At 47.5% G+C, this 19,932-nt stretch carries 21 protein-coding genes and 1 riboswitch; of the genes, 20 read left to right on the top strand and 1 reads right to left on the bottom strand.

Features of this window, described 5'->3' with window-relative positions; translation table 11 throughout:
• Nucleotides 1–6 precede the first annotated feature (6 nt).
• Complete coding sequence (locus LRL21_RS40315) at nucleotides 7–375, bottom strand: phage holin family protein (RefSeq protein ID WP_240421440.1); 369 nt, start codon at nucleotides 373–375, stop codon at nucleotides 7–9.
• A gap of 345 nt (nucleotides 376–720) precedes the next feature.
• Between LRL21_RS40315 and LRL21_RS40310 the strand changes: the two genes are divergently transcribed.
• The 20 genes from LRL21_RS40310 (at nucleotide 721) to cobS (ending at nucleotide 19,886) form a co-directional block, all read left to right on the top strand.
• Nucleotides 721–3,099: an endonuclease MutS2 gene (locus tag LRL21_RS40310; protein ID WP_240421439.1), complete on the top strand. Its 2,379-nt coding sequence runs from the start codon at nucleotides 721–723 to the stop codon at nucleotides 3,097–3,099.
• A gap of 126 nt (nucleotides 3,100–3,225) precedes the next feature.
• Nucleotides 3,226–3,903: a PspA/IM30 family protein gene (locus tag LRL21_RS40305; RefSeq protein WP_240421438.1), complete on the top strand. Its 678-nt coding sequence runs from the start codon at nucleotides 3,226–3,228 to the stop codon at nucleotides 3,901–3,903.
• A gap of 124 nt (nucleotides 3,904–4,027) precedes the next feature.
• The gene (locus LRL21_RS40300; protein WP_240421462.1) at nucleotides 4,028–4,447 is read left to right on the top strand and encodes a DUF350 domain-containing protein; all 420 of its coding nucleotides are present in this window, start codon (nucleotides 4,028–4,030) and stop codon (nucleotides 4,445–4,447) included.
• Nucleotides 4,448–4,586: 139 nt separating this feature from the next.
• Complete coding sequence (locus LRL21_RS40295; protein WP_240421437.1) at nucleotides 4,587–5,105, top strand: hypothetical protein; 519 nt, start codon at nucleotides 4,587–4,589, stop codon at nucleotides 5,103–5,105.
• Between the two features lie 134 nt (nucleotides 5,106–5,239).
• Nucleotides 5,240–6,529 carry an MFS transporter gene (locus LRL21_RS40290; RefSeq protein WP_240421436.1) on the top strand — a complete coding sequence of 430 codons (1,290 nt, stop codon included), beginning with the start codon at nucleotides 5,240–5,242 and terminating at the stop codon, nucleotides 6,527–6,529.
• Nucleotides 6,530–6,693: 164 nt separating this feature from the next.
• On the top strand, nucleotides 6,694–7,602 hold the full coding sequence (gene cysK, locus LRL21_RS40285; RefSeq protein WP_420832559.1) for a cysteine synthase A: 909 nt from the start codon (nucleotides 6,694–6,696) through the stop codon (nucleotides 7,600–7,602).
• 138 nt (nucleotides 7,603–7,740) lie between these two features.
• Nucleotides 7,741–8,046: a hypothetical protein gene (locus LRL21_RS40280; protein ID WP_240421434.1), complete on the top strand. Its 306-nt coding sequence runs from the start codon at nucleotides 7,741–7,743 to the stop codon at nucleotides 8,044–8,046.
• A gap of 291 nt (nucleotides 8,047–8,337) precedes the next feature.
• Nucleotides 8,338–8,829: an Lrp/AsnC family transcriptional regulator gene (locus tag LRL21_RS40275; RefSeq protein ID WP_076236376.1), complete on the top strand. Its 492-nt coding sequence runs from the start codon at nucleotides 8,338–8,340 to the stop codon at nucleotides 8,827–8,829.
• A gap of 13 nt (nucleotides 8,830–8,842) precedes the next feature.
• Nucleotides 8,843–10,042 (top strand): aminotransferase class I/II-fold pyridoxal phosphate-dependent enzyme, encoded by a 1,200-nt coding sequence (locus LRL21_RS40270; protein WP_275901132.1) that lies wholly within the window; start codon nucleotides 8,843–8,845, stop codon nucleotides 10,040–10,042.
• 105 nt (nucleotides 10,043–10,147) lie between these two features.
• Entirely contained in the window at nucleotides 10,148–10,414 is a 267-nt protein-coding gene (locus LRL21_RS46550) for an aspartyl-phosphate phosphatase Spo0E family protein (protein WP_240421433.1), read from the top strand.
• 42 nt (nucleotides 10,415–10,456) lie between these two features.
• Nucleotides 10,457–11,377, top strand: coding sequence for a prenyltransferase (locus tag LRL21_RS40260; protein ID WP_240421432.1), 921 nt, complete (start codon nucleotides 10,457–10,459; stop codon nucleotides 11,375–11,377).
• 27 nt (nucleotides 11,378–11,404) lie between these two features.
• Nucleotides 11,405–12,133 carry a DUF6081 family protein gene (locus tag LRL21_RS40255; RefSeq protein WP_076236372.1) on the top strand — a complete coding sequence of 243 codons (729 nt, stop codon included), beginning with the start codon at nucleotides 11,405–11,407 and terminating at the stop codon, nucleotides 12,131–12,133.
• Between the two features lie 192 nt (nucleotides 12,134–12,325).
• The gene (locus tag LRL21_RS40250) at nucleotides 12,326–12,856 is read left to right on the top strand and encodes a hypothetical protein (RefSeq protein WP_076236371.1); all 531 of its coding nucleotides are present in this window, start codon (nucleotides 12,326–12,328) and stop codon (nucleotides 12,854–12,856) included.
• 4 nt (nucleotides 12,857–12,860) lie between these two features.
• Nucleotides 12,861–13,020: riboswitch (cobalamin riboswitch) on the top strand.
• Between the two features lie 154 nt (nucleotides 13,021–13,174).
• Nucleotides 13,175–14,221, top strand: a complete 1,047-nt coding sequence (locus tag LRL21_RS40245; RefSeq protein ID WP_240421431.1) for an ABC transporter substrate-binding protein — start codon at nucleotides 13,175–13,177, stop codon at nucleotides 14,219–14,221.
• Nucleotides 14,222–15,256 carry a FecCD family ABC transporter permease gene (locus LRL21_RS40240; protein ID WP_240421430.1) on the top strand — a complete coding sequence of 345 codons (1,035 nt, stop codon included), beginning with the start codon at nucleotides 14,222–14,224 and terminating at the stop codon, nucleotides 15,254–15,256.
• A 280-nt stretch (nucleotides 15,257–15,536) separates the two neighbouring features.
• The gene (locus LRL21_RS40235; RefSeq protein WP_420832558.1) at nucleotides 15,537–16,367 is read left to right on the top strand and encodes an ABC transporter ATP-binding protein; all 831 of its coding nucleotides are present in this window, start codon (nucleotides 15,537–15,539) and stop codon (nucleotides 16,365–16,367) included.
• A gap of 2 nt (nucleotides 16,368–16,369) precedes the next feature.
• A complete protein-coding gene (cobT, locus tag LRL21_RS40230) occupies nucleotides 16,370–17,440 on the top strand; it encodes a nicotinate-nucleotide--dimethylbenzimidazole phosphoribosyltransferase (RefSeq protein WP_240421429.1) in 1,071 nt (356 codons plus the stop codon).
• 17 nt (nucleotides 17,441–17,457) lie between these two features.
• Nucleotides 17,458–18,039, top strand: a complete 582-nt coding sequence (gene cobU / locus LRL21_RS40225) for a bifunctional adenosylcobinamide kinase/adenosylcobinamide-phosphate guanylyltransferase (protein ID WP_240421428.1) — start codon at nucleotides 17,458–17,460, stop codon at nucleotides 18,037–18,039.
• Between the two features lie 30 nt (nucleotides 18,040–18,069).
• On the top strand, nucleotides 18,070–19,056 hold the full coding sequence (gene cbiB / locus LRL21_RS40220; RefSeq protein ID WP_240421427.1) for an adenosylcobinamide-phosphate synthase CbiB: 987 nt from the start codon (nucleotides 18,070–18,072) through the stop codon (nucleotides 19,054–19,056).
• Entirely contained in the window at nucleotides 19,029–19,886 is an 858-nt protein-coding gene (gene cobS, locus LRL21_RS40215; protein ID WP_240421426.1) for an adenosylcobinamide-GDP ribazoletransferase, read from the top strand. The genes cbiB and cobS overlap by 28 nt, the downstream gene beginning before the upstream one ends.
• The last annotated feature ends 46 nt before the right edge of the window (nucleotides 19,887–19,932 follow it).

The raw sequence follows: 19,932 nt of genomic DNA, 5'->3' as shown, positions 1-19,932 counted from the left end.
CAGGTATTATCTACCTTTTTCACGTCCACTGAGACCTTGCTCAAATGGAGTTTTAACAGGAATAAACAAATCGATAATACCGATAACCAAGGCTGCCAAGATGGCACCGATGAAACTTGTTGTAACACCGCTAACGACGAATTGTGCCACCCAGATAATTAATGCACTTGTGATAAAGCCTACGATCCCGCGGCCAAAGGGAGTGATGCTTTTACCAAAAGCTCCTTCAATCACCCAAGCAGCCACTGCGATAACCAACGCTAAGAAAAATGCACTCCAGAAGCCGCCAACTTCAAACGCAGGAACGATAAAGCTTACCACCATCAGCACCAAAGCAGATACAATGAATCTGACCAGATGTCCGAGCAAATGCATAGATCGCCAACCTCCTTAAAGTTTTCGTAGAAAACTGACTACGTAAGCCGCACTGAGTTTTTTTAAAGAAACTTACGACGTAAGCCATGCAGAGTTTTCAAGAAAGCTGGCTAAGCTGGAACCACTGATTTTTCAGTGAAAACTTGATGCTGCATCTTGCCTAAGCTTCTCGGTGCAAAACTTATTATTTTCTTTGCAGACTTTGTTTATGAGCGGCATTATATGGGCAGCTGAAGGAGAAAACAGGCAAGATTGGATATAGCTAAAAATTCGCTAATCATCATGGTTTTGGATATACTATAATTAGGAAGTGTATGTAAGGGGAAGGAAAGGCAGGAACACAGATTGAATACCAAAATTTTAAAAACATTGGATTTTTCAGCCATTATACATAAGTGCGCTAACCATGCAGCCACAAGTCTGGGCAAGGCGCGATTGGAGGAGCTGCTGCCAAGCGGCGACTTTGAAGTGGTCAAGCAGCGGTTGAAGGCAACGGACGAAGCAGTCAATGTGAACCGGCTCAAGGGCAGTGCGCCATTTGGCGGTATTCGCGACATTCAACAATCCGTGCATCGGGCAAGAATCGGGGGTACATTAAACCCGGCAGAGCTGTTCGATATAGCGAATACGATTTTTGGTGGGCGGCGCCTGAAGCGTTTTTTGGAGCAGGTGCAGGAAGAATATTTGACCCCACTGCTGGTTGCATTAGCCGAAGGAATTGGTGAACTCAAATCAACGGAGGACCGGATCAAGCTCTGCATTGATGATAATGCCCAAGTGATGGATTCGGCGAGCCCGGAGCTTGCGCGTATTCGTCAAGAACTGAGAAGCAGCGAAACCCGTGCCCGTGATCGATTGGAGCAAATGGTTCGTACACCGTCCATCCAAAAAATGCTGCAGGAAAATTTGGTCACGATCCGTAATGATCGCTATGTCATCCCTGTCAAGCAGGAGTATAGAAGTCATTTTGGCGGTATGATTCACGATCAATCGGCGTCTGGCGCTACCTTGTTTATGGAGCCGGAGGCTGTGGTGCAGCTGAATAATCGCGTGCGTGAGCTTAAGCTTAAGGAAACGGCTGAAATCGAAAAGATTTTGCAAATATTGACGGCTCTAGTTGCGGAAGTGGCAGACGAATTGTTGGGCAGTCTGGATGTGCTGGCAGAGCTTGATTTTATTTTTGCCAAAGCTGGTTTGGCCCATGAAATGAAAGCGACGCTGCCGATTCTTAATGACCGCGGCTTTATCAAGATCAAGCGCGGGCGTCATCCACTGATTACAGCGGATAAAGTTGTACCTCTGGATATCGAGCTGGGCAATAGGTATACCACAATTATCGTAACAGGACCAAATACTGGGGGGAAAACGGTATCCCTCAAAACCATCGGACTGCTCTCATTAATGGCCATGTCGGGTCTATTCGTACCTGCGGAGGAAGGCAGCCAGCTATGTGTGTTTGATGCGATTTATGCAGATATCGGTGATGAGCAAAGCATTGAACAGAGCCTGAGTACATTCTCCAGCCATATGACCAATATCATCCGTATTTTACGCGATATGACTCCGAAAAGTTTGGTGCTTCTCGATGAGCTTGGAGCAGGGACAGATCCTGCAGAAGGCTCTGCGCTTGCGATTTCACTGCTGGAATATATACATCGGATGGGATGTCGTATCGTAGCCACAACCCATTATAGTGAACTGAAAGCCTATGCCTTTGATCGTCAGGGCATTATTAACGCGAGTATGGAGTTCGACATTCAGACGCTTAGTCCTACCTATCGACTGTTGGTTGGTGTGCCGGGTCGCAGTAACGCATTTGCTATTGCTGAGCGATTGGGGTTAGCCAAATCCATTATCGATCATGCCCGAGGACAGGTGGGCGAAGAGGATCAGCGTGTTGAATCGATGATAGCTACGCTAGAGGAAAATCGGCTGATCACTGAGGCTGAAAAACAAACCGCTGAGCAGCAGCGCCGCGAGGTTGCTGAGATTCGCGACAAGCTGGCAGCCCAGCAGCAGCGATTCGAAGAGCAGCGTGATAAAATGTTTGAGAAGGCCGAGCGTGAAGCGCAGGATGCAGTGGCCAAGGCCAGACGTGAAGCGGATGAAATCATTACCGAGCTTAGGCGCATGCAGCGTGAAGCGGCGTCTGGAGTGAAGGATCATCATCTAAGTGACGCCAAACGCAAGCTTGATCAAGCTGTTCCCGAGCTCAGGTCCAAGAAAGCGGCAGTACGAAGCGCTTCGAAGAAGCCTGATAAGCTGGGAGCTGGCGATGAGGTTATGGTTGTTCATTTGCGCCAGAAGGGTCAAATTGTTGAAATTGTCAACGATCAGGAAGCGACGGTGCAACTTGGCATTATGAAGATGAAGGTGCAGCTTGCTGATCTGGAGCTGGTGAAGTCCGCCTCGAGCGGAGGCTCCGGTTCGCCCAAGCAGCATCAGCTGGCGGCCAGTCTGAAGCGCACGCGAGACGACAATGCACGGATGGAGCTTGATCTGCGCGGCTCCAATCTGGAGGATGCCATTATTGAGGTTGACCGTTTTCTGGATGAATCGTACTTGGCGAATTTCGGAAATGTCTATATCATTCACGGCAAGGGCACCGGCGTTTTAAGAACAGGGATTTCTGAATTTTTGCGTAAGCATAAGCATGTCAAAAGCTACCGGATTGGAAATTACAATGAAGGCGGCACTGGCGTAACGGTCGCTGAATTAAAATAAAATAATATTTTTGACAGCAAATGAAACGACTCTCCATTTAATCCGTATGTATAAGGGTGAGCAACATTGAATCTGAGTAACAGCTATACCATTATAAAGAAATGAAACTATGGGAGGAATTTACTAATGGGGATTTTCAAAAGATTTCGTGACATGACAATGGCTTCAATCAATGATTTATTGGACAAAGCGGAAGACCCGGTTAAAATGCTTAACCAATTTTTGCGCGATATGGAACAGGATATTAATGAGGCCGAGGTTGCTGTAGCCAAGCAGATCGCGGTAGAAAAGAAATTCAAGCAGCAGGTTGAAGAAGCCGAAGAGATGGTAGCCAAACGTGATGCACAGGCGATGAGAGCTTTGGAGCAGGACAATGAGGATTTGGCCCGCCGCGCGCTGCAGGATAAGAAAGAACAGCAAATTCGTTATGACGAAATGAAAAAACAATTTGACGTGTCCAAAGAAAATGCAGATCGTCTGCGCAGTCAGCTGAGCGAAATGAAAGATGAATTTAACAAAATGAAAAATAAGAAAGACCTGCTTATTGCCCGTGCAGAAGCAGCAAAAGCGCAAAAACAAATCAATCAGGCGATGTCAGGTTTTGGTACTGACAATGCTTCCAGAGGCTTTGACCGGATGTCTGAGAAAGTACTGCAAATGGAAGCTGAAGCTGAAGCCAGCAATGAGCTCCGTTCCGGTAATCGCAGCCTGGATGATGAGCTGAACAAATTGGAAAAAAGCAGTGGTGTAGATGACGATCTCGCGGAATTAAGAGCGAGAATGCAGGCTAAGAAGCAATCCTGATTCATAGGAACTAAACAGGAGACTGGGGCGTGTGGCCCCAGTCTCTTCAATGATGGTTGGATACGAAACTCCCTACCTTGCTTAATCCAAAAAGCTGTTCAAGAGGGTGAGGTATTATGTTATGATGAATGAAGAGGTGGATGTTATGTTATCGAATCCGTATATTGAAACGTTGGCTTTTTTTTCTGTGGCTGTTGTAGCTTTAATCGTATTTGTGGCCATATTTGAGTTGGTTACCCGCTACAACGATTGGGAAGAAATCAAAAAAGGCAATGTCTCTGTAGCGATGGCAACAGGGGGGAAAATATTCGGGATTTGCAATTTATTTCGGTTTTCCATTCTCAATAATGACTCGGTGCTTCAATCATTGATTTGGGCAGGATATGGCTTTGTTTTGCTGATGGCTGCGTACTTCATTTTCGAATTTTTAACGCCTTATTTTAAAATTGATGAGGAAATCAAAAAGGACAACAAGGCAGTCGGACTTCTATCTATGATCATTTCGATTGGTATTTCATATGTGATTGGTGCAAGTGTTACTTAAGGTTAGGGTAAGGATTCAGGAGGCTTGACATGAAATATTTATGGGGTACCTTGCTTATATTGGCGCTTGTTTTCGTAGGAGCAGGCGTCTATTATTTTATTAATTTTGCTTAAACAGCGCTAAGGAATCGGAGGAATACATGTTGCAAACGCATGATCATATATGTCCGTGGTGTCAGACGGAGATCGTATGGGACCCTGAAATTGGGCCGGAGGAAGCTTGTCCGCACTGTTTTAACGATTTGGGTAAATACCGCAGCCTGAATCTGTCCGTTAATGGGCAAGAATCAGATCTTGAGGAAGACGATGAAGAACATGATGTAGAAGATGATCTGATAGATGACAATAATCTGTTGGATGATTACGATGATGAAGAGCCTGAAGGTCCGGATGAATACGAAGAAGGCGTACAGCGAGTGCTGGATACGCAAATCGAAGTACCTGAATGCTCATACTGTCACAGCTTCATGCTGTTTGCAGGGACCCGGACAATGGAATCAGGGTTCATCCCGGCAGTCCCGGTGGGGCTTAATAAGCCTTTGTTAAAGGCAGCGTACGGCTCCAAAGTATATGTATGTCCATCATGCTTTAAAATCGAACATGTGCTGGATGAGGAAGACCGTTTGGCGATGATCGATTTGTTGAAGAGCAACCAGTAAACCATCTGTTTGGCACTAGAGACGTCATGCGCAATGGCTCGCCGCGCAGGGTGGTCTCTTTTTTTGTGAGTAAAGATAGCAGGATAGGGAAGAGTAGAAAAGACTTTCTATTCTTATCTTGCAGGTGATGGAACATGAGATCCGGTATTAAACCCTCGTGGGGTGTAACACCCAACGAATCAACCAACCAATTGGCACCAACTGATAAACAATCAGGTAAATTAGGTGGACAAGTTCGATTGCTGCTGGCCGTTCACGGATTATTCGCTGCTGGTACAGCTCTGTCGGGAACCTTCGTTAGCGTTTATTTATGGAAGGCCAGTCATGATTATACGATAATTGGATGGTATGCGCTGATTAACTATGTAGCGATGGCTATCGTATTTTGGGCTGCTGGTGTTTGGGTGAAGGAACATAATAAAATGAACTGCCTTCGCCTGGGTGTGGCTGTTTCGGCAAGCTTTTATATGCTGGTGCTCTGGCTGGGGGATAGGGCAGTCGATTATTTTTGGATGCTGGGAATTATACTGGGAACCGCCTCCGGTTTATTTTGGCTGGCCTTCAATATTGTCTATTTTGAGGTGACGGACCCTTATAACCGTGATCGTTTTAATGGCTGGACGGGTCTGCTTGGCTCAGTTGCGGGGATGATCGCTCCGTGGGTTGCCGGGTTTTTAATCGTACATATGAGCCCGAGCAGCGGCTATCGGTTGATTTTTACGATGTCGCTCGTTATTTTTTTGCTGGGTGTCGTAGTCAGTTTTTTCTTGACCAAAAGAAAATCAGAAGGACAATACGAGTGGCTGCTGCCAGCGCGCTGTCTGTTTAAAAAAGGTACAATGTGGCGCACGGTCACACTTGCTTTGATTGCCCAGGGCATACGCGAAGGCGTATTTGGCTTTTTGATTGCATTGCTGGTCTACTCCAGCACAGGCAGCGAAATGATGCTCGGCAATTTTTCATTAATTACTTCGGGAATTTCGCTGGTCAGCTTTATGGTGGCAGGAAAAATGCTTAAGCATAAACATCGTGCTGCTGCTATGGGATGGGGGGCTCTGATGATGGCTTTGGTCATTATTCCTATGTTTTGGGGCGTCAACTATACGACACTGCTCATATTTGGCGTCGGCGTGGGCTTGTTTTTCCCGTTGTATTCGATTCCTATGACCTCATCGGTGTTTGATTTGATCGGTGTAGATCCGGATTGCGTCAAAAAACGGGAAGAATATATCATTTTTCGTGAGCTGTCATTGAATGTGGGTCGAATCGGAGGTTTGGCTGTTTTTATTGGTGTGGTCAGTGTAACGATCTCTCCGCTCGCGATGAATATTCTGCTGCTTTCTATCGGCAGCTCCCCGGTAGTTGCCTGGCTTTGGATGAGACAGTTCTACAAAAATCAAGGCGAGCGTCTGGCCTCCAAATAATGTTTTGATGAACATAACGCTGGATCATTAAGGCTCCTGCCTGATTTGCATCTTGACAAAATCATGGGCAGCTATAAAATTAGGTCGGTGGAGTTACATAGCTATGGGGAGCAAGGAGCGTAAGCTATCTTGCAGGAAGGGGTACTACAATGACATCAAGCCGAATGGTAAATAATGTTACAGAGCTTATTGGGGATACACCGGCTGTACGAATTCGCAGACTTGCGGGAGAAGACGATGCTGAGGTTTATGTAAAGCTTGAATACATGAACCCGAGTGGGAGTGTAAAGGATCGGGCAGCTTATAATCTGATTCTGCAGGCTGAATTGGACGGTTTACTAAAGCCGGGAGCTACGATTATCGAGCCGACAAGTGGCAATACTGGCATAGGACTGGCCATGAACGCAGCGGCCAAGGGCTATAAGGCCATTTTAATTATGCCTGATAATATGACGAAGGAACGGATTAATATATTAAAGGCTTATGGTGCACAGGTGGTCTTAACACCAGCGGCAGAAAGAATGCCGGGCGCAATCCGTAAGGCATTGGAGCTAAGGGATCAAATTCAGGACAGCTTCATTCCGCAGCAATTCGAAAATAAAGCAAATCCTGATATTCATCGGACTACAACGGCAGTGGAAATATTAGAGCAAATGGAAGGCAGGCTGGACGCTTTCGTTGCTACCTCCGGGACTGGAGGTACCATTACCGGAACGGGTGAGGTGCTGCGCGAGAAGCTCCCAGCCATCCGAATATACGTAGTCGAACCGAAGGGCTCCCCTGTATTGTCAGGTGGAGAGCCAGGACCACATAAGCTGGTTGGGACTAGTCCCGGCTTCGTTCCGGCAATTTTAAATACGGACGTGTACGATGAGATCGTTCAGGTATCTGATGAGGATGCGTTGAATACAACCCGCCAATTAGCGACTCAGGAGGGAATTCTTGTTGGTCCTTCTGCGGGTGCTTCGGTTTGGACTGCTCTCCAGGTGGCCAAAAAGCTTGGTAAAGGCAAACGGATTTTGTGTATTGCACCGGATACCGGAGAACGTTATTTGAGTATGGACATATTTTAAGACAGCTCCTTTCTGAGTGAAAGGTACGGAATTTATGAAGCACCTCGGAAGAGGTGTTTTTTTAATTTTTAATTGCATAAAAATTCATTTAAATGTATAATTATAATGTAAGATTATTAGAAAGGCGGCGTTTCACAATTGGCTAATCAAGGGATACAAATCAAATTGGATAATGAGTGCCCGCTGCAAAGTGATTATCAGGACCTGCTTGCTTCGATATTGGAAGAAGACCATGACGCCAATGTCTTACAATATGAAACCTTTTGCCAAAGCTATAACATTATTGCAGCCTACGATCAAGACAAACTGGTCGGGCTTGGCAGAGCTGTTGAGCAAATGGACGACAGTAAATCAGGGAGTCCAGCCTGTGAACTTACCGTTCTGCAGCAGTACCGTAACAGGGAAGTCGATAGCTATATGCGCAAGCTGTTATCCGTTCGCTAATTGTATATTTCCTATACCTCCTGCAACGTTTGCCTTCATTGGTTGACGTTCTCCACGAAGCCTCATGAGTCCTTAGCCAATGGGGCTTTTTGCTGTGAGTCAAGCCTTGTTAATTTTGTTTTGCAAAAAAGTTGCTGTTGGGTGTAAAATGAAGGAATAAGTTTTTTTAAGCTTACGAAGTAAGTTTCGAAAACTAGGTCCATGCTTGCGAAGTCAGTTTTGCTTCGCAAAACTAAGTGGAAGCTTACGAAGTAAGTTTTCTTTTGAAAACTATTAGGAGGGTCACCGACAATGGAGCAATTTAAAATTCGCATTATCGAACTGTTGAAGGAAGACGCGAGAAGGTCATCTGCCTTAATAGCGACTATGCTCGGAGCCTCGGAGGCGGAAGTTTCCGTAGCCATTCGTGAGCTGGAGGAAGCGAATGTTATCGTGAAGTACGCGACAGTCGTGAACTGGTCCAAGGTAGATGACGATAAAGTAACAGCTTTAATTGAAGTACAAATTACTCCGGAACGTGGTCGCGGCTTTGATGCGATTGCGGAACGTATTTATTTATATCCAGAAGTGAAGTCCGTTTATTTGATGTCTGGCGCCTATGATCTGCTTGTTGAAATTGAAGGTAAGACGCTGAAGGAAGTGGCATCCTTCGTTTCCAATAAGCTCTCACCGATTGATCGTGTATTATCAACCAAAACCCATTTTATATTAAAAAAATACAAACAGGACGGCATCATCTTCGAAGATAAGGAAGAGGACCCCCGCCTGCTAATCTCCCCGTGAAGGACGATGAGCTATGATAAAAAATAATGAACTACCTTCAACTTCCGTAAAATCCATGTCTGGATATTTGGCTCCATTGGTGCGGGATATTCCGCCTTCTGGTATCCGGAAGTTTTTTGATTTGGTTAGCGCTAGCAAGGATATTATTTCACTCGGTGTTGGCGAACCCGATTTTTGTACGCCGTGGCATATAAGAGAAGCTGCTGTGTATTCTCTGGAGCGGGGAAATACGAAGTATACGCCAAACTCTGGTTTATATGAATTGAGAGAAGCTATCTCCGAGTATTTGTACGATTCCTTTCAGGTACCCTATGAGCCAAGCGATGAGGTGCTGGTGACGGTTGGGGGTAGTGAGGCTATCGATTTAGCGCTTCGGGCTTTGGTTGTTCCAGGTGACGAAATCCTGATTGCCGAGCCGAGCTATATTTCCTATTCACCGATCGTACGAATTAGCGGAGGCGTCCCGATTGGTATTGAAACCTTTGCCAAAGATGATTTTAAATTAAAGCCGGAAGCGGTAAAAGCTCGCATTACGCCCAAAACCAAAATTTTGATTGTTAGCTATCCCAGCAACCCGACAGGCGGCATCATGAGCTATGAGGATTGGGTGCCGATTGCCAAAATCGCTGAAGAGCACGACCTGATCGTCATCTCCGACGAAATTTATGCTGAGCTGACCTTTGAGCAAAATCACGTGAGCTTTGCCTCTCTGCCAGGGATGCGGGACCGGACGATTCTGGTTAGCGGATTTTCAAAAGCTTTTGCCATGACGGGCTGGCGTATGGGCTACGCTTGTGGCCATTCCGATATTATCAAGGCTATGCTCAAGATCCATCAGTATACCGTCATGTGCGCTCCAGCAATGGGCCAGGTAGCTGCACTTGAAGCACTGCGCAACGGTATGGAAGAAAAGGATCGGATGGTAGAATCGTATAATCAAAGACGCCGTTTGGTCGTTCATAGCTTTAGGGAAATAGGGGTGCAGTGTCATGAGCCGCAGGGCGCATTTTATGCATTTCCTTCCATCAGTTCTACAGGCCTAAGCTCGGATGAATTTGCCCAAAGATTGCTGCATGAAGCTAAGGTTGCGGTAGTTCCCGGTGACGTATTTGGGCTGGGTGGAGAAGGCTTCATACGTTGTTCCTACGCCTATTCGGTGAATCAACTGATTGAAGCTATTGACCGTATTGGTAATTTTGTTAGAAAATTATAATTTCGTCAAAAAATGACAAAATAAGCCCGTTTCCTTCCATCTCAAAAGCTGTTATCTTTATAGTATAGTAGTTTTTGAGAGATTTTTGAGGAGGGAGGAATTGACGTGGCTTTTCCAGAGTATCAGCTTGGGCAATATTTCCACATCGGTTGGATACGGGAAAAAGATCAGCAACCAAAGTGGTTATTAAAGACCAAGAAGCATGGCTCTGATTTATTGACGTTAGAAGAAGAAATTAGCAGCTTACGTCAACAGTTGGAGATCCTGGTCATTCTAAGGAAAAGCATGTCATCTCCTGAGGTTGTTGCTTTCAGTACGATTCTTGACGAAAAAATTAATCAGTATATGAATCAGAGTAAAAAGGACCGATAGCATTCGGTTCTTTTTATCTTGTAATAGAAAGGAATTGATCAAGTGGACAAACTGAAATTATTTATGAAGGCATCCAGATTCCAAGTCATTCCTGTTATGATGATTCCGATTATTCTTGGTGCTTTAGGGGCGTATGCATGGAAAGGTATATTTCATCCGCTGCTTTTTGTTATCACCTTGATTGGCGCCGGGGCTGCCCATCTATTTTCCAATATGATAAACGATTTATGGGACTATCGGAACGGTGTTGATGCTGCAGCGGCAGAGAACTCGGGAACGATTTCCACAAATTCGGGATTTTTGGCTAATGGAACGTTATCGGAGAAAACCTTTGCTGTGTTGACGTGGGCTTTATTCTCTGTTGCCCTGATATGCGGCTTGGTGCTTGGATTGTATGCAGGCTGGTGGGTATTGATCTTCGGCGGGCTGGGAGGCCTGATTGCTTATTTCTATGTGGCACCGCCGCTCAAGTTTGGCTATAGAGGCAAAGGCTACAGTGAGCTGGCTATTCTGCTGTCCTTCGGGATTTTACCGATCATGGGCAGCTATTTTGTCCAGACGATGGAGCTTGATTACCGCGCACTGCTGTTATCGCTGCCGATCGGCCTGTTAACCACATTGATTTTGTTTAATCATCATTTTTTACATTGGCAATCAGATAAACAAGCAGGGAAGCATACCTTAGTCGTGGTATGGGGTGAACAAAGAGCTATTCAGTTTTCACGTTTCCTGCTATTTCTGGCATTCCTTTCGTTATTGGTGTGTGTCATTTTCAATGTGCTGCCTTATTATTCATTGATTGCTTTGGTTACTGTTATTCCTATATACAAGGTATATGGTATGCTAAAGTCAGAGAATCCATCGGTCGCTTACCTGCCCTTGATGGGAGCTTCACTACGTGTTACAGTCCGCTGCGGGTCGATCATGATTCTGACGCTGCTGGCACATGGGATTTTTCAGTAAATTCAACCAGAAAAAGAGGCGGCTTGGATGAGCAGAGAACACATATTAGGAGACTTTCATAACATTTTGTCGGACAAGGACGTCTGGAAAATTGGCGGCTTTCCGCTGCAGGACGGATCTTTCTGGAATTATCGGGAACCAAACGCTGTAGTTATCGTCCGTAACGGAATATTGTATGTACGAGCACCGCTCAGCCGCAAGCATGATCATGTGCAGTTCCTGGACAATGCGAAGCATATGTATTATTCGGTGGATGCTGTTCAGGTGCCGGAAGCAGGCGAGGTCAGCTTTGAGCTGCAAATCCGTTCAAGAACAACAGGTACAGCGGCACACGATTTATATGACGGTTTTGTTTCATTAAATTTGCTGGATTTTACTACAGGTGCAGCGCTTGACTTTTTTGTGGGAAATGATACGTATGCCAGCGTCTATGGAATTCTTCCTTTTCCTGGCGTAGAGGTTCCGGAATCGGACAAAACGAGATTCTTTTGTATTTTCAAGGAGGAGACGGATTTCCAGCCTCGAGAATTCAATACGTATCGAATTACGTACCATCGTGGAAATGACGAGGTTATTTTTGCGGTTAATGGTGTCGAAGTTCGGCGAGAACGGCAGGTGCCAATCAAGTTGAATCAATTCACGGTTGCGCTTGGAATTATGACGGAGAAGGATTTGACTCCTGAGGGCAGCGTATCGGTCCATGGCCAAACGGTTATTGCCGAGTGGACGCCAATTAAAGTGACGTATCAGGATTAAGGCTGCTGCTTTCCTGAGGTTGACTAAGTATTAAGTGTATGAGGCTGGATCCGAGATAACCCTTTGAGCCAGAACGGCTTGAAGGGTGTTTGTCATACGCATTAGTTTTTGTGGAATGATAGCTTTTATGATAAGATGTGAGGTGAGATTTCAGTACGGACGGCTGGTTGGTTGGTCTGGGAGGAGAGACAGATGAAGGCGAAATTTGCATGTTTAGGGTTGATTTTATTGCTGATTTTGACAGGCTGTGGGGGGCCGAAGGCGGATGTGCCGATATTTATGATGTCGAGCAGTGGCATTCCAAGTGAAGTAGGCGATAAGCTGGAGGCTAGTCTGGTAGAAAAACTGGGACAAGCACCAACGGTTAAAATTCAGACAACGCCTATTTTTTCCATGGAAAAGCTGATCGTTGAAATTGCCGCTGGCGATAACGGGATCATTGTCGTGCCTAAGGAGCAGTTCAAGGCGCTCGGTCAGCAGGGCGGTTATGTCAGTCTGGATGCGGTAGCCAAAGCTGAGGATTTCCCTGATGGTGTGATGGAGATCCCCGTGGATGGAAAATCCGGAGGCGTCGAGAAGCATCTCTATGGTATACCTCTGGAACAAACGAAGTGGTTGACAGATTTAAAGCTCAATGGTAAAGATCTGATTGCGTTTGTACCGGCTAATGCCAAGAAGCAGGATCTGGTCATGCAGGTTTTAAAAGTAATTGCCCAAAAATAACAACTTAATAAAGCATGAACAGGTGCCTGTAAGCTGTCGCTTATCGGGTTAAAAGGGAAGCTGGTGCAAATCCAGCGCGGTCCCGCCACTGTAAAGGAGACACTACCCAATCGGGTACAAACTCACTCTCAAGTCAGGAAACCTGCCTGTTCGCTGCAAAGACTGTCCCTTTCGAGGAAAAAGGAGCGTCGCGCTTGAATGATCGCAGGCTCTTCGAGCTTGGTGTAATCGTTTATTTAGCGCATGCCCTCTTGTTTCTTTGTGAAAAGAAGCGAGAGGTTTTTCTTTTGTTGAGGGAAGCGAGGAAGGGGCTTTAAGATGAAGCTAGAGAATATACGCAAAATGCAGCGCCACAGTTCAAAGCTGACTGTGCTGATTAGTATCATCGTGCTGCTAATCGTAGCAGGCTGCGGGAATTCAACGGTATCACCAGGCAAGGGAGAGCTTGTTGAACCACCGAAGGCAGGTACTGGGCAGGATTCAAAGCTGCCTAATGGGCAGACAGCAGTCCCAACTGCTAAAGCTACAGTCTATCCGCTCAAAGTGAAGGATGCGACAGGGAAAGAATTTATTTTTGACAAGGCGCCTGCCAGACTGGTATCGATTTCTCCAAGTGAGACGGAAACGCTGTTCGCGCTCGGCTTGGGTGAGCAGGTGTACGGCGTATCGGATTATTGCGATTATCCGGCAGAGGCTTTGAAGAAGCCGAAGATGGGCAGCATCGTCAAGCCTAATGAGGAAGCGCTGCTGGCATCGAATGCGGACCTGATTGTTACAGGCGTGTCGATGAAAATACCGGCCGTGGAGCAGCTGCGTTCGCTGAAATTGAATGTGTTCAAGGTAGAGCCGAAAACTGTCGAAGATGTCTTGAATAATACGCTGCTGTTCGGTCAAATTTTCAATAAGCAGGAGCAGGCGGAGAAGCTGGTTGCTGAGATGAAGGCAGATCGCCAAAAGGTGACGGATGCCGTCAAGAACCTGCAGCCGGAGCAGAAAAAACGCGTATTGCTTGAATTCTCACCAGGCTGGACAGTTGGTAAAGGCGAATTCATGGACGAGCTGATTACATTATCCGGGGGCATCAATATTTATGGAGAAATGCCGGGCTATTCACAGCTGAATGAAGAAAAGGTGATCGCCGCCAATCCACAGATTATTTTATACCCGAGCAATCTGATCGACGACAAATCCAAAAAAACTTTAGATCAAATTATTAAAGAACGCAGCGGCTGGGAAAAAATCGATGCCGTAAAAAACAATCGGATCGTGGGTGTCGACAAAGACTGGATCAGTCGTCCGGGGCCACGGATTACACAAGGTCTTGTTGATATTGCCAAGGGCATATACCCGGAATTGGTGAAATAAATGAAGCAAAAGCTGTTGATTTGGGGAGGGGCAGGCATGCTGCTCCTTCTTCTTGCCATTACGTTATCCTTATCGATTGGGACGGTCCAGCTCCCTCTACTGCAGGTTTGGGGGATCGTGGCTCACCAGCTTCCATGGATAGGCGACCATATATCGGTGAATTGGGAAGCTTCCTCCGAGCAGATTGTTTGGCGTGTACGGTTTCCGAGGGTGGTGCTAGGCGTATTGGTAGGTGCTTCGCTTGGAGTTGCCGGTGCGGCTTTCCAGGGAGTGCTGCGCAACCCGTTGGCTGATCCCTATACGTTAGGTGTTTCCTCCGGGGCTGCTGTTGGCGCTTCCTTCCTGATTTTGTTCGGACTTCAGTTTTCTTTATTGGGCATTTGGACGATACCAGCCGTAGCATTCGGCACAGGCATGGCATCGCTCTTGACGGTACTGCTGCTGGCTCGTATGGATGGGAAGCTGCAGATCGAAACGGTTATTTTATCCGGTGTTGTGATGCAAGCATTTTTGGGTGCTTTTGTTGCCTTGATGGTGTCGATGTCGAAGCAGGTTGTGAACGAGATCGTGTTCTGGCTGATGGGCAGCTTGACACTGCGGGGTTGGTCTTATTCATTGATTTTACTGCCGTATTTGGTTTTTGGAGCATTGCTGCTCCTGTTGTATGGACGCGCGATGAATCTGCTCTCCCTGGGAGAAGCTCAAGCCGCGCATATGGGGGTTAACGTCGAACGCACCAAGCTGACGGTGCTGATCGCAGCTACCTTGGTAACCGCAGCTGCTGTATCCGTATCGGGTGTCGTTGCGTTTGTTGGATTGATCGTCCCCCATTTGCTGCGTCTGTTGGTTGGACCGGATTATCGGCTGCTGCTGCCGCTATCATTGATTGGAGGCGCCCTCTATGTGCTGTGTGCCGATACGCTGGGCAGGATGCTGCTAAGTCCCACGGAAATTCCGCTTGGTGTGGTGACGGCATTTCTCGGCGCACCGTTTTTTGTTTATTTGCTGCGAAAGAGCAGGCGGCGAGCTGGGTAGTTGGTAATACAACTGATAGAAGAAGGATGATAGGTAAGATGAACCCAAAAATGTACAGCCTGAGCAGAGTAAGCGGACCCTTCTGGAGAAACGGAGTGTTCACCTTTGCAGATGGATTCTTACCCTAATAGGGCTTAGAAAATCAGAGAATCCGGCTGCAACAGTGATCGGAGGAAGGGTCTGCTTGCACAGCGCCTCCCTGCTGGCAGTTTGTTTGATTCAGCTTGTATAGTAGAATGTCGAATCGAAAGAAGAAGGCCAGTGAGATGGGGTGAATGCAATGCCTGAAATTGGCGATATGGCGATCATTCAAGTGGATAATGTCAGTAAAGCATATAGAACGCAAACGGTGTTGGATCAGGTCAGCTTCACCGTGAAGTCTGGAGAATGCTTCGGTATCATCGGCCCGAATGGCAGCGGCAAGTCATCGCTGTTAAAGCTGTTATCCGGCATAGACAAGCCGGACGCTGGTCGTGTACTGCTGGAAGGTCGAACAGCTCATTCGTACCCTCGCAAGCAGTTGGCGCAATGGATGGCTGTACTGGAGCAGGACTCGCTGCCTCCGCTTGGTTTCACGGTGCGGGAAATGGTTGCCATGGGCCGCTATCCCTTTCAGAATTGGTTGGGTGATGAATCGGCTGCAGATGTTGAACCACTGATCGAACACATCCTGCAGCGGCTGCAGCTAGAAGTGCTGGCAGATCGTACAGTGGACCGATTAAGTGGAGGGGAACGGCAGCGAGTTGCGCTTGGCAAGCTGATGGCGCAGCAGCCGCGTTTGCTTTTGCTGGACGAGCCAACGACTTATCTGGATATTGGCTATCAGCTGCAGATGATGGAATGGATTCGCGACTGGCAGCAGAAAGAACAGCTAACCGTTGTTGCTGTGCTCCATGATTTGAACCTGGCAGCACAGTATTGCGACAGGCTGCTGCTTATGGAGGCTGGCAAAATTGTAACCATCGGTCGGCCCGGGGAAGTCATACATAGCGAGCTGTTGGAGCCGGTGTATCATACCCGTCCAATTGTGCTGGAGCATCCGGTATATGAAGTTCCACAAATCTTGCTTCATGCAGATAGAAAAAATAGCCGTATAAAAGGGGAAGATTGAGGATGCCTACATCACTGGAATCGATGATTTCAGCTATTCAACCGATAAATTTGGATGCGGTTCAAGCTGCGTCAGATCATTTAGATCAGCTAACGAAACCGCCGGGAAGTCTCGGCAAGCTAGAAGAGATAGCCAAGCAGCTGGCAGGTATTACAGGGATAACGGTGCCAAAGATCGGTAAAAAGGCAGTCATTGTCATGGCAGCCGACCATGGCGTGTGTGAGGAGGGAATTAGTGCGTTTCCATCTGAGGTTACTCAGCAAATGGTACTCAATTTCTGCAGCGGTGGGGCTGCTGTAAATGTATTGGCTCGTCATGCTAATACCGATGTGATTTGTGTGGATATCGGAGTGAATGCCCCATTGGAGCATCCATTGCTGTATTCACGCAAGGTACGCTTTGGAACGGCCAATATGGCCAAAGGGCCTGCAATGACAGAGCAGGAAGCGCTCCAGGCCGTCCAGGTTGGTATTAAACTGGTTGAAGAGCTGGCAGCACAGGGATACACGTTGTTTGCAACTGGCGAGATGGGTATTGGCAACACGACAGCAAGCTCTGCCATATTAGCTGTATTAACGGAAGAAGAGGTTAAGCACACAGTAGGACGCGGGACGGGTATCGACGACGAGCGATTGCAGCATAAGCAAGCTGTTATTGCGCGCGCCATCGAGCTCAATCAGCCGGATAAGGATAACGCTCTGGACGTTCTTGCCAAGCTGGGTGGACTGGAAATTGCAGGGCTGACCGGGGTGATTCTTGGCGCGGCATTGCATCGCTGTCCGATTGTAATAGATGGTTTTATTTCCTCAGCTGCGGCACTTGTAGCAAGTCGAATTGCGCCGCTAAGCGTTTCTTATATGATTGCTTCCCATCAATCGCAGGAGAAGGGGCACGAACGCTTGCTGGAAGCGATCGGATTGTGTCCAATGCTGCATATGGATATGAGGCTTGGTGAAGGGACAGGAGCTGTGCTGGCATTCCCGATTATAGAAGCAGCACTCAAGATTATGATGGAAATGGCTACATTCGCAAGTGCCGGTGTTTCACAATCAGATAATCAAACGGACTCTTAATAATTGGAGGGGCTTCCATGCTCGTATTGGTGACAGGTGGCGCGCGCAGCGGCAAAAGCTCCTTTGCGGAGGCCTATACCGCCAAGCTTGGCGAACGGGGATTGTATATTGCTACAGCACAAGCCTATGACGATGAAATGAAGGCGAGAATTGGGCTGCATCGTCTGCAGCGAGAAGAAACGGGTTTTGAATGGACGACTATAGAAGAACCGCTGCTTCTGACCGAGGCCTTGCAGTCATTCAACAGCAAGAAGGAAAATAAGGAAACCGATAAAGCTGCTATATTGGTTGACTGCCTGACCTTATGGCTAAGTAATTGGCTGCTGAAGGTCGAGCATATGCCAGATATGGAGCAGCTTTTGCGGGCAAAGCTGGATGAATTGGCAGCTGTTTGTCAATCCGTTTCCAGTCAAGGAAAACATTTGATTCTGGTTACAAATGAAGTTGGCTATGGCCTCGTTCCAGAGTACAAGCTGGGTAGGCAATTCCGGGACCTGTCCGGTACGATGAACCGTGTATTGGCTAGCGTAGCAGATCAGGTGTTCCTGGTTACGTCAGGGATTCCAGTGGAGCTCACAAGCTTGCGCTACAAGATGTAGCATCAAACAGGAGATGGCAGGTGGACATAGGTGTTGTTGTATTCTTGGCAGGAAACGGCGATCATGCTAGTGGCTGCCATTATGATTGATTGGTGGATTGGAGATCCTCGCTGGCCAACCCATCCTGTGATTCGCATAGGACAGTGGATCAGCTGGCTGGAATCGAAGCTGCATCGCGAGAATGCCACGACTGTATCCAGTAAGGGGCAACGACTGAAGGGGATTGTGCTGTTGGTCTCCACGCTTATGCTTACATTTCTCGTCATGTATACATTGCTGCTTGCCGCGCGCTGGATTCACCCATGGCTGGGTTACGCGGTGAATGTCTGGTTCATTTCGACAACGATTGCAATCAAAGGACTTAAAGATGCGGCTATGCAGGTGTATCGCCCTCTCCAGAACGATCAGATGGAGGAAGCAAGAAAATACGTCGGTTATATCGTCGGCAGAAATACCTCTGAGCTGGACGAACCTGAAGTTACGAGAGCAACGGTGGAGACTGTAGCGGAAAATATCGTCGATGCTGTTGTGTCCCCGTTGTTTTTTGCCCTGCTAGGTGGTGCCCCCTTGGCAATGCTGTATCGTGCGGCGAACACGCTGGATTCGATGGTTGGTTACCGAAACGATAAGTATCTGTATTTTGGCTGGGCATCAGCGAGGTGGGATGATGTGATGAACTGGCTGCCTGCTCGTGCCACTGGCTGCTTGCTGGTGATGGCTGCAGCAGTCCAAAGAGGCTGCTCCGCTGTCAGGGCAGCCCGTTCGATCGTACATTTTGCAAGGCTGCATCCAAGTCCCAACAGCGGGATTCCTGAATCGGCAGTGGCGGGTGCACTCGGTATCGAGCTTGGAGGAATGAACGTCTATCATGGGAGGACAAGTGAGCGGGCCCGGATGGGCTGGCCGCTGCGTGAACGAGGTCGATCCGATATTATTCATACAATCCAATTGTTATATATGGTTAGTTATTTGATTGCGGGAGGGTTGGTATGCGCACTATGCTGGGCTTGGTGGTAAAGATGCTGGCGGCCTGTGCAGCCGCCTTTCAATTTTTGACTCGGCTTCCGGTTCCGATCCAATTGCATTATGACAATGCTTTATTTCGCAAGAGTGTGATCTTTTATCCGCTTGTAGGTGCGGTACTTGGACTGCTGCTCAGTTTGGCGGGATTGCTGCTGCAAGGTTATGGACTGCCTGACGGATGGCTATCGGGCGGTATAGGGTCCAGCGGTGTTGTTGCCGCGCTCCTGCTCGTATTATGGGTGGCCATGACAGGAGCCCTTCATCTGGATGGGCTGATGGATACGGCAGATGGCATCTTCAGCCATCGTTCACGCGAGCAGATGCTGGAAATTATGAAGGACAGTCGAGTCGGCGCTATGGGCGTGGTTGGTTGTATGCTGCTGCTGCTCTGCAAGTGGACACTGCTTCAGCAATGGCTGACGCTTCCTGTTGGAACCTTTGCTTATATGCTGCCACTCTCTGCTCTTTGGAGCCGCTGGTATATGGTGGTCGCGATTGCTTGTTGGCCTTACGCAAGAAATGAGGAAACGAAACGTGGACTGGGTTCTTTTTTTCGCGGAATTGGTTGGAAGCACTTATCGATACATACGGCTTTGGCTATAGCTTTGTCTCTTCTGCTCACTGGCTGGCATGAAGGTGAATGGATCTCTAGTCAGGCGCTTATGGCAACGGGTGTGGCGCTGCTGAGCACACTGCTGATCGGTGTAGGCATGAGTATGTACTTAAACCGTAAGCTTGGCGGGCTGACAGGAGATACCTACGGTGCAATGAATGAAATTGTGGAAACAGCCCTGCTGCTGATCATCTATCTGGTTGTTCGTTAAGAGAAGCATGCTCAAGCTAAAAGGAAAGAATGTCCGTTAATGCGAA

It is taken from the genome of Paenibacillus periandrae (assembly GCF_022458865.1).
Classification (GTDB): Bacteria; Bacillota; Bacilli; order Paenibacillales; family NBRC-103111; genus Paenibacillus_S; species Paenibacillus_S periandrae.
The sequence above is the reverse complement of the archived record's forward strand: the minus strand, read 5'-3'. Positions and strand labels throughout refer to the sequence as shown.

Excerpts from the sequence above, each read along its gene's own strand:
- LRL21_RS40305 (WP_240421438.1), top strand. The coding sequence starts at position 3,226 with ATGGGGATTTTCAAAAGATTTCGTGACATGACAATGGCTTCAATCAAT.
- LRL21_RS40295 (WP_240421437.1), top strand. The coding sequence starts at position 4,587 with ATGTTGCAAACGCATGATCATATATGTCCGTGGTGTCAGACGGAGATC.
- cobU (WP_240421428.1), top strand. The coding sequence starts at position 17,458 with ATGCTCGTATTGGTGACAGGTGGCGCGCGCAGCGGCAAAAGCTCCTTT.
- LRL21_RS40290 (WP_240421436.1), top strand. The coding sequence starts at position 5,240 with ATGAGATCCGGTATTAAACCCTCGTGGGGTGTAACACCCAACGAATCA.
- LRL21_RS40270 (WP_275901132.1), top strand. The coding sequence starts at position 8,843 with ATGATAAAAAATAATGAACTACCTTCAACTTCCGTAAAATCCATGTCT.
- cobT (WP_240421429.1), top strand. The coding sequence starts at position 16,370 with ATGCCTACATCACTGGAATCGATGATTTCAGCTATTCAACCGATAAAT.
- LRL21_RS40240 (WP_240421430.1), top strand. The coding sequence starts at position 14,222 with ATGAAGCAAAAGCTGTTGATTTGGGGAGGGGCAGGCATGCTGCTCCTT.
- LRL21_RS40275 (WP_076236376.1), top strand. The coding sequence starts at position 8,338 with ATGGAGCAATTTAAAATTCGCATTATCGAACTGTTGAAGGAAGACGCG.
- LRL21_RS40255 (WP_076236372.1), top strand. The coding sequence starts at position 11,405 with ATGAGCAGAGAACACATATTAGGAGACTTTCATAACATTTTGTCGGAC.
- cobS (WP_240421426.1), top strand. The coding sequence starts at position 19,029 with ATGCGCACTATGCTGGGCTTGGTGGTAAAGATGCTGGCGGCCTGTGCA.
- LRL21_RS40315 (WP_240421440.1), bottom strand. The coding sequence starts at position 375 with ATGCATTTGCTCGGACATCTGGTCAGATTCATTGTATCTGCTTTGGTG.
- LRL21_RS40235 (WP_420832558.1), top strand. The coding sequence starts at position 15,537 with ATGCCTGAAATTGGCGATATGGCGATCATTCAAGTGGATAATGTCAGT.
- LRL21_RS40250 (WP_076236371.1), top strand. The coding sequence starts at position 12,326 with ATGAAGGCGAAATTTGCATGTTTAGGGTTGATTTTATTGCTGATTTTG.
- LRL21_RS40300 (WP_240421462.1), top strand. The coding sequence starts at position 4,028 with ATGAATGAAGAGGTGGATGTTATGTTATCGAATCCGTATATTGAAACG.
- cysK (WP_420832559.1), top strand. The coding sequence starts at position 6,694 with ATGGTAAATAATGTTACAGAGCTTATTGGGGATACACCGGCTGTACGA.
- LRL21_RS40245 (WP_240421431.1), top strand. The coding sequence starts at position 13,175 with ATGAAGCTAGAGAATATACGCAAAATGCAGCGCCACAGTTCAAAGCTG.